Below are 8,813 nucleotides of genomic sequence, written 5' to 3' on the forward strand. Positions count from 1 at the left end.
TCCTCTCGTTGAAGGAACTCCATGGTCGGATCGCAGCTTCTACCCGCTCAAGACCAATACCTGTCGCGCCATCTCAGAACGAGGCGCCCCTCCCGCGAAGCGGGTTCGTGCATGAGGCGCGAAGCTGCCATTCTCGCACGATCAGCCTTGCCCCAAAAAAACAAGGCCCCTCCCGGGGCCTTGCCATATCACCTCAATGCCAGGCTCTCGCCCCCTCACTTCCCCATCAGCTGCTTGGCATTCTCGGCCGTGATAGCAGTCGTCTCCACCGTCACCGTCGGTTCAACCTCAGTCGCGCAATCGAGCAGGATCTTTTTCGACATCTCGATCGCTTCCTTGGCGCCCGTCGGGTAGGTGAAGGTCGCGGCCCAGTCGCCCTTGGCAACCGCCTCGATGCCGCCGGCCGGGCCTGGCAGGCCGTCTGTGCCGATGATCTTGACGTCCTTGCCCGCGCCCTTGGCGGCGAGCAGCGCGCCGGCGGCCATCATGTCGTTGGAGGCGTAGAGCACCTTGATGTCGGGGTGCGCCTGCAGCATGGCGGCGAAGGCGACTTGCGCTTTGTCCGGCACCCAGTCGGCGGCCTGCTCGGCCACCACCTGGATCTTGGCGTTTTCCTTGACGCCGTCCTTGAAGCCGTTGAGGCGCTCCACCGCCGGCGTCGAGCTCGGCAGGCCCTCCAGCACGGCCGTCTCGCCGCCATCTGGCAGCAGCGTCTTGGCGGTGTATTTGCCGGCCTCGAGCGCGATCTTGTAATTGTCGCCGCCGATGAAGGCGGTGTAGTCCTTGCCGGGGTCGCCGACCGTCTTGCGGTCGAGCTCGATGACCGGGATGCCGGCATCCATGGCGCGCTTCACCGCCGGCGTCAGCGGTGCGGCCTCGAAGGGCGAGATCAGCAGGATGTCGACCTTCTGGGTGATGAAATTGTCGACCTGCGAGGTCTGCGTGTTGACGTTGCCGGCGCCGTCGGCGATCTGCAGCGTGAAGCCAGGCACTTCCTTGGCAGCCGCCTCCAGCTCGTCATTGACGTGCTGGCGGTAGGGCTCGGCATTGTTGGCCTGCGAAAAGCCGATGATGAACTGGCCGTCCTTGGCGCAGGCTTTCACCAGCGGCTCGGCGGCATCGGCGGTGCCGGCAATGCACAGGCCGGCGCCGGCCAGAAGCACGGCCTTGAGGGTCGATGCTCTTGTAATGGTTCTCATAACTCACTCTCCTCCTCGTCGGGCCGGGGGGCCAGACCTTGGTTGACGTTTCGCCGTCTTCCTCCTTGTTTGTTGATGCATGTCGTTGTCGCAAAACCGATTTCACTTTTGCGCGACATGCATTAACGACCCAAGCCCTCGCGGCGGCGAACGAGGGATTGAAGCACTGCCGCCAGAACGATGATCGCGGCGGTCGCAAGCAACTGCATGGCGGGCGTGATGTTGTTGAGCTGCAGGATGTTGGCGAGCGCGCCCAGCATGATGGTGCCGGCGACGGTGCCGACCATCGAGCCGGCGCCGCCGAACAGGCTGGTTCCGCCGATGACCACGGCGGCGATGGCTGTCAGCTCATAGCCCATGCCGTCATTGGCGCTGCCGAAATTGAACTGGCCGGCATGGACGATGCCGGCAAGGGCGGCGGCAAAGCCGGTGATGGCGTAGACCGAGATTTTGACCATCGAGACCGGCACGCCGGAGATGCGCGCGGCGCGCTCATTGCCGCCGACCGCAAAGACATAGCGGCCGAAGCGCGTGGTGTTGAGGACGATGGTGGCGATGGCCGCAAAGACGATGAAGACAAGCGTTGCCACCGGCACGGTGTTGTTGAACAGGCGCTCGCCCAGCACGGCAAACACCGGCGGCGCCAGGCCCGGCCCGTCGCCATAGGAGATGTTGATGTACTGATTGCCGGAGACGACCAGCGCGAGACCGCGCGCGGCCTGCAGGCCGGCCAGCGTGACGATGAAGGGTTCGAGCCGGAAACGGGTGGAGATGGTGCCCTGGATGGCGCCGAAGACGATGCCCATGACCAGCACGGCGAGGATGGTGGGGATCAGCCCGAAGCCGCCGGAGATCATCATCGAGGCGGTGACGACGCTGGACAGGCCGAGCACCGCGCCGACCGACAGGTCGATGCCGGCGGTGATGATGACGAAGGTCATGCCGATGGCGATGATGCCGGTCTCCGACACGGCGCGCACGATGTTGGCAATGTTGTCTGGGTTGAGGAACAGGATCTCGCCGTGGCGGCGCGGCGAAAAGATGATGCCGCCGATCGCCACCAGCACCAGGCCGATCAGGCTCTGGAAGCGCACGATCAGCGCCAGCGGGTCGCGATGTTTTTGAGGCGCCGCCGTCACGGGTGCGCCTGCCGCTGAAATCTTCTCGTCAGACATCAGGCCTCCCTGCCATTTGCCGCGGCCAGCACCGTGTGCTCGTCGACGCCGCCCATGAATTCCGCCACATTGCGCCCCTGGCGCAGCACCACGATGCGGTCGCACAGACCAATCAGCTCCGGCATCTCGCTGGACGCGACCAGTATGCCGAGCCCCTGCGCCGCAAGCGCCCGCAGCCGTGCGTAGATCTCGCCCTTGGCGCCGACATCGACGCCGCGTGTCGGCTCGTCGAGCAGCAGCAAGCGCGGGTTGCCGAGGATTTCCTTGGCCAGCACCACCTTCTGCTGGTTGCCGCCGGAAAGCGCGCCGACGGCGATGTCCGGGTTTTTCGGGCGGATGTCGAACTGGCCGAAAGATTCCTTCACCGCCTCGGCCTGGCGGCGCGGCGAGACCAGCCAGTTCGGCGATATGCGCCGGATGACCGACATCACCAGATTGAGGCCGACCGCCATGCGCAGCATCAGGCCTGAGCCCCTGCGGTCGTCGGTGACGAAGGCGATGCCCGCGTGGCGGGCGGCCTTGATGGAGTCGAGTTTCACCGGCCGGCCCGATATGGCGACCTCGCCCTCCCAGTGGCCGGACAGGCCGGTGCCGTAGAGCGCGGAGAGCAGCTCGGTGCGCCCTGCCCCCATAATGCCGGCAAGGCCGACGATCTCGCCTTCATGGACATCGAGCGACACGCCCTGCGGCGCCTGCCAGCCGGCGCTGTCGCGGGCGAGCTTGAAGCTTGCATCGCGCAGGCTGAGCAGCGGTTTTCCCGCGCCTTTGGCACGCTGCGGATAAAGCTCGTCGAGCGGACGCCCGACCAGCAGCCGCACCAGCTCGGCCTGCGGCGCGTGTGGCTCGGTAATCCCGGCGACACGGCCGTCGCGCATCACCGTCACACGGTCGGCAATGCCTGGCACTTCCTCCAGCCGGTGCGAGATATAGACGATGCCGACGCCGGTGGCGGCGAGCTTCCTCATGATGTCGAACAGCCGCTCGACTTCGCCGACGGTGAGGGCTGCCGTCGGCTCGTCCATGATCAGCACGCGCGAGGCGTAGGACAGCGCCTTGACGATCGCCACCACCTGGCGCTGGCCGATCGACAGATCCGCCACCATCGCCCCTGGATCGATGGCGATCTCGATCGCTTCCAGTCGCTTCTTGGCCTCGCGGCGCATCGCCGGCACGTCGAGGAAGCCGCCCGGACGCATCAGTTCGCGGCCGAGGAAAAGATTGGCCGCCACATCGAGCGACGGCACCAGGTCGAGCTCCTGGAAGATGGTGGCGATCCCGGCGGCTTGCGCCTCGCGCGGGTTGTTGAAGCGCACCGGCTTTCCGTCGATCTCGATCGTGCCTTCGTCCGGCGTGTAGACGCCTGAGAGAAGGTTCATTAGCGTCGACTTGCCGGCGCCGTTTTCACCGAGCAGCGCGTGGATTTCTCCCGCCTTGAGGTCGAAGTCGACACCGCGCAGCGCCTGCACGCCGCCGAAGCGCTTTACCGCGCCTGTCATCACCAGCAGCGGCGCGGTCATTTCGGCCTCCCGCAGGATTGGCGGGTTTGCAGCGTTGCCTGCAGCCGCACCGAGCGCGGCGCGGACGCGGTCGACGCGATGCGGGCGCTAAGCAGCGCCGCCGCCTGCCGACCGATCTCGGTGCAGGGCTGCTCGATCAGCGTCAGCCTGGGCTCGAAACAGTCGGCCCATTCGAAATCGTCAAAGCCGACCAGCGACAGATCGCGCGGGATCGAAAGACCCTTTTCGCGTATGGCGCGGACTGCCCCGATCGTCGTCATGTTGTTGCCGGTGACCAATGCGGTGGGCGGCGTGGGCAGCGAAAGGATCGCGTGCGTCGATGCGGTCGCCGCCGCCGTGTCGACATTCTCCGGCGAGACATAGTGCGGCACGCTTTCAAGTCCATTGGCGGCGAGCGAAGCCTGGAATGCCTCGATGCGCTCGCGCGTCGTCGCCAGCCCCGGCTGTCCGGCGATGTAGCCGATGCGCTTGTGGCCGAAGGACGCGACATGGTCGATCAGCGCCCGCATCGCCGTGTCGTTCTCGACGCCGATCTGGTCGAAGCGGTCGTCGGCGAAACGGTCGATCAAAACGCACGGCACTTTTTTGTCGGCGAGATAGTCGATGGCGCGCTGCGGCGAACCCGACGGCGCCAGAATAACGCCGTCGACGCGGCGCTGGTGGAAGGCGCGCACCACTTGCAGCTCGCGGTCCGGGTCTTCCTGCGTGTCGGAGAGAAAGACCATCAGCCCGAGCCGCGCGCATTCGGCCTCGACGGCGCAGATGATGTCGGTGAAATAGGGATTGGAAATCGCCGAGATCGCCAGGCCGACGCTGTTGGTGGTCGAGGCCTTCAGCGAGCGCGCCAATTCGTTGGGCTGATAGCCCATGGCGGCAATGGCGTCGTTGATCAGCTTCGCCTTCTCCAGCGACACGAAGCGCGTGTTGTTGACGACATGCGAGACGGTCGACACCGACACGCCAGCGCGCCGCGCCACTTCAGCCATTGTCGGCAATAAAATGCAGCGCCTGCAAGCGCTCCTCCCTATGCGTTTCCCGTCCGCTCTATCGGCGGATTTTGCAGGAGCTTAGGGTGATCGAAACGTTTGCGCAATCGATTCGATGGAATTTTTTGGTGGGGCTCATCCCCCTCGAGGGGAGATGTCGCCGAAGGCGACAGAGGGGGTCGCCGCGCGTGAAGCGCCAACGTAATTTACAGAATCAGGCTGAGCCCAGTCGAACCGACCCCCTCCGGCCGCTTTGCGGCCATCTCCCCCTCAAGGGGGGAGATCAGCAGCGTTCAGCGCCCAGCAAACTCCGCCACCAACGCCTCATACGCCTCAAGCGTCGGCAACGCCTCGTAGCTGTGCACCGCCGGCGTCTCCGCCCAGGGCAGCTTCTCGCTGGTCCATGTCTCGATGAACGGCGTGAACCAGCCGGGCTCGTCGAGCATGGTCGGGCGCAGATTGACGAACCAGTCGAGGCCTTCGGGGCGGGTGAACATCCATGTCATGCAGTAGGCGCAGAAATAGTGTTTTGACGCGCCGTGCAGGCCGCCAATCACCGGCTCGCCTTGCGTGATCTCGAAGCCGTCCGAGGGAATGGCGGCGCTCAGCGAATAGGCGCTGGCCGACATGGTCTGGCAGCCGGTGCAATGGCAGGCCATCGTCAAAAGCGGCTTTGCGGAAATTTTCAGCCGCACGCGTCCGCAGCGACAGCCGCCTTCGGCCGGCAAGGTCAGGGTTGGCAAGGCAGCCTCCTGTCTTCGTCGAGATTCGTGCGCTTCAGCTGCCGGTCAGCGCCTTGGTCGTCACCAGCGTGGCGCCGGCATCGGTGAAGTCGGCATTGTACCGGGCGATAATCTCGGCAGCAGTTGCGTCGGGCGTGTCCAGCGTGGAATGGGCATCGGACACGACGGTGACGGCAAGGCCTTCGGCCAAAGCGCCCTTGACGGTGCCGGCGATGCAGAAATCGGTCTGCGCGCCGGCGAGCACGACTTCATCAGCACCCTGCCCGGCCACCCATGCGCCAAGCTCGGGATTGGAAAAGGCGTTGCGCACGGTCTTGGAGAAGGTCGGCTCGTCCTTGGCCTGGCCGAGTTCCGGCCATACCGGCCAGCCCGGCTCGCCCGGCGCCAGCGGATCGCCGGCCGGCCCGTCATGCCTGATGAAAGCGACCTTGCGGCCCTCGCGCCGCGCCCAGTCGATCAGGGAGCGGGTGCGCTGGGCAATGCCCGGCGCATCGTGGATCGGCGGCTCGACGCGCCCGTCGAACATGTTGGTCTGGAGATCGATGACGATGAGGGGAGCGAGTTTTGACATGGCGCGAAGATAGCGCGGGTGGTGGGAGGGTCAAGGCGCTGATCTCCCCCCTTGAGGGGGGAGATGTCGCCGGAGGCGACAGAGGGGGTCGCCGCGCGTGAAGCGCTAACCTCCATCTGCCGCAGGAGGGCCGAGCCCAGTCGAGCCGACCCCCTCTGGCCTGCCGGCTTTCGTCACTCGGAAAGCCAAGCAATTGGCTTTCCGTCCGCTTCGCGGACCGCTCCTCAACCCCCACAAGGGGGGAGATTAGCTGTACCCTCACCCGATTCCGCCCGTCACCACATAAGCGCCGGCGGTGCGTCCGTCTTCGAGCCGCACGATTGCGGTGACGATCGAACCGTAAGCGCCGCGCCACACACTGTGCGTCCGCTCATACTCGACAGCTGGCACCACGATGCGACCATGGAAACTTGCGCTGCTTCGCTGCATGGCGACGGGCTCGCCATTGACATGAACCTTGACGCTGGCGCTTTCCACGCCGATGGCAGCTTCGAGTTCGACCGTAACGGTGATCTCTGCCTGATCTCCCAGATCTCTCGTCTCGGCAGCAATCGTAAGCGTCAGCGGCGGCGCATCACTGGCCTTCATTCCACCGCGTTGGGCAAACACATCGTCCGCCAGCGCCGGCGTGCGCGGCGGTGCGGTGCGTCGTCGGGTAGCGCGCTCGTAGTCGCCGGCCTGGCGCAGCAGGTCCACATCGTCATAGGCCTTGCCCGCGAAGGTCAGCCCGACCGGCATGCCGATATCGGCCATCGTGCCCATCGGCACGGTGACGGTCGGGATACCGAGATGGCGCCAGACCAGATTGCCGTTGGCGACCCAGGTGCCGTTGCGCCAGGCAAGGTCTGCCGAGGCTTCGTTGACGTCGGCATCGGCCTGCCCGACATCGGCGACCGCCGGCAGCACCACCGCGTCGAGCTTATGCTCATCGAGCCAGTCCTCGAAATCGATGCGCCGCGTCGCTTCCAGCCCCTTGAGTCCTTCCGCCAGCGTGGGAATGTCCCGGAGCGGCGTCACACCTTGCCTGGCGCGGGTGACATAGTCGGCCAGATCGAAGCCGTCATCGCCATAGCGGTCGGGCAGCGTGCCCGGCGGCTGCGGGAAGATTTTGGGGCCGTCGACCGAGGCCAGATCGGGGATGGCCGGATCGGCATTGGCGCGCAGAAAATCGTCCCAGCCCCAGATGCAGAGGTCCCAGATTTCGCGCTCGGCGAAGGCTTCCGGCACCAGTCCGCGCTCGACCATGGTTTGCGCGCCCGGACGGTCGCGCTCGTAGTTGGAGACGACGGGAAAATCGACCTCGACCACTTCAGCTCCAAGCTTTTCCAGATCGCTTGCCGCCTGCCGCCAGAGGTCGAGCACCGAGGCGCGGGTTTCAATCGGTCGCTCTGCGCCGTCATCGCGGCCGATATACATTTTCGGCACGCCGAGGCGCTTGCCCTTGAGGGCGCCTTCCAGCGCCAGCCCGGTATAACTTGGCGGCCTGAGATCACCGCTTCTCGGGATCGGCACCCAAGGCTGCGCACGCCAGAAATCGCCGCGTGTCTCCTGATCGTCGGCAACGATCACGTCGAGCAGTTCGAGCATGTCGGCCATGCCGCGCGTATGCGGCACGACCACATCCATGGTCGGCACCAGCGGCCAGTTGCCCCTGACCGAAATGACACCACGCGAGGGCGTGTAGGCGACCAGCGCGTTGTTTGACGCCGGCGCGCGGCCCGACGACCATGTCTCTTCGCCGAGCCCGAAAGCGGCGAAGCTGGCGGCGGTGGCGGTGCCCGAGCCGTTGGACGAGCCGGAGCCAAAGGCGGCGGTCAGATAGCCGGCATTGTAAGGGCTTTCGGCGCGGCCATAGACGCCCCGCTGCATGCCGCCATTGGCCATTGGCGGCATGTTGGTCAGCCCGATCAGGACCGCGCCGCCGGCCCGCAGCCGCGCGATGGTGAAGGCGTCCTCATTGGCGACGAGATGCTCGAAGGCCGGCGAGCCGGCCGCCACCGTCAGGCCCCTCACCTTGTAGCTGTCCTTGGCGGTGTAGGGGATGCCGTCGAGCGGCCCGAGCGTGGCACCGTTGCGGCGCCGCAGATCGGACGCGGCCGCCTCCTCGAACATTTTGGGGTTGAGCACCGGCACCGCATTCAGCGCAATGCCGTGGCGGTCATAGTGGGCAATGCGCCGGAGGTAGGCGCCAACCAGCTCGACGCTGGTGACGGTGCCGTCCTCCAGGGCGCGGCGCAGGTCGGCGATCGAGGCTTCGACGAGGTTGAGGGACATGGGATTCTCAAGAGGCAGCAGCAAAGGAGTCTTGGCATCGGGCGACGCAAGTGTCACGCCTCAAACGATGGGCATGGTCGGTGACGCTGCTGATCTCCCCCCTTGAGGGGGAGATGTCGCCGAAGGCGACAGAGGGGGTCGCCGCGCGTGAAGCGCTAACCTCCTTGCGTCTGCGACAAGGGGCCGAGCCTAGTCGAACCGACCCCCTCTGGCCTGCCGGCCATCTCCCCCTCGAGGGCAGGGCTATCGCATATGAGTAAAGAGGTCATAGAAGAAGTCTTTGCTCCAGTTTGCCCTTCGCATCTTGCTGGCGATAGGTTTGTCGAGCGGATGGGCAGCCAAGATGTT

The 8,813-nt window shown here is 65.6% G+C and carries 7 protein-coding genes; all 7 read right to left on the reverse strand.

Going from position 1 to position 8,813, the window contains the following annotated elements:
- Positions 1-215: 215 nt before the first annotated feature.
- Positions 216-1,199, reverse strand: a complete 984-nt coding sequence (locus tag JQK88_RS34920; protein WP_203281100.1) for a substrate-binding domain-containing protein — start codon at positions 1,197-1,199, stop codon at positions 216-218.
- A 122-nt stretch (positions 1,200-1,321) separates the two neighbouring features.
- On the reverse strand, positions 1,322-2,374 hold the full coding sequence (locus JQK88_RS34925; RefSeq protein ID WP_203281102.1) for an ABC transporter permease: 1,053 nt from the start codon (positions 2,372-2,374) through the stop codon (positions 1,322-1,324).
- Entirely contained in the window at positions 2,374-3,891 is a 1,518-nt protein-coding gene (locus JQK88_RS34930; RefSeq protein WP_203281104.1) for a sugar ABC transporter ATP-binding protein, read from the reverse strand. Before JQK88_RS34930 ends, JQK88_RS34925 begins: the two co-directional genes overlap by 1 nt.
- Positions 3,888-4,886, reverse strand: a complete 999-nt coding sequence (locus tag JQK88_RS34935; RefSeq protein WP_203281105.1) for a LacI family DNA-binding transcriptional regulator — start codon at positions 4,884-4,886, stop codon at positions 3,888-3,890. The genes JQK88_RS34930 and JQK88_RS34935 overlap by 4 nt, the downstream gene beginning before the upstream one ends.
- A 284-nt stretch (positions 4,887-5,170) precedes the next feature.
- On the reverse strand, positions 5,171-5,620 hold the full coding sequence (locus tag JQK88_RS34940) for a GFA family protein (protein ID WP_203281107.1): 450 nt from the start codon (positions 5,618-5,620) through the stop codon (positions 5,171-5,173).
- Positions 5,621-5,654: 34 nt separating this feature from the next.
- Positions 5,655-6,191 carry an isochorismatase family protein gene (locus tag JQK88_RS34945; RefSeq protein WP_192249043.1) on the reverse strand — a complete coding sequence of 179 codons (537 nt, stop codon included), beginning with the start codon at positions 6,189-6,191 and terminating at the stop codon, positions 5,655-5,657.
- Positions 6,192-6,449: 258 nt separating this feature from the next.
- Positions 6,450-8,465 carry an amidase gene (locus tag JQK88_RS34950; protein WP_192249041.1) on the reverse strand — a complete coding sequence of 672 codons (2,016 nt, stop codon included), beginning with the start codon at positions 8,463-8,465 and terminating at the stop codon, positions 6,450-6,452.
- Between the last annotated feature and the right edge of the window lie 348 nt (positions 8,466-8,813).

This window comes from Mesorhizobium caraganae, from assembly GCF_016836705.1.
GTDB lineage: Bacteria > Pseudomonadota > Alphaproteobacteria > Rhizobiales > Rhizobiaceae > Mesorhizobium > Mesorhizobium caraganae.

Bases quoted from the DNA above. Each gene is read 5' to 3' on its own strand.
- JQK88_RS34920 (WP_203281100.1), bottom strand. From the start codon at position 1,199: ATGAGAACCATTACAAGAGCATCGACCCTCAAGGCCGTGCTTCTGGCC.
- JQK88_RS34925 (WP_203281102.1), bottom strand. From the start codon at position 2,374: ATGTCTGACGAGAAGATTTCAGCGGCAGGCGCACCCGTGACGGCGGCG.
- JQK88_RS34930 (WP_203281104.1), bottom strand. From the start codon at position 3,891: ATGACCGCGCCGCTGCTGGTGATGACAGGCGCGGTAAAGCGCTTCGGC.
- JQK88_RS34945 (WP_192249043.1), bottom strand. From the start codon at position 6,191: ATGTCAAAACTCGCTCCCCTCATCGTCATCGATCTCCAGACCAACATG.
- JQK88_RS34950 (WP_192249041.1), bottom strand. From the start codon at position 8,465: ATGTCCCTCAACCTCGTCGAAGCCTCGATCGCCGACCTGCGCCGCGCC.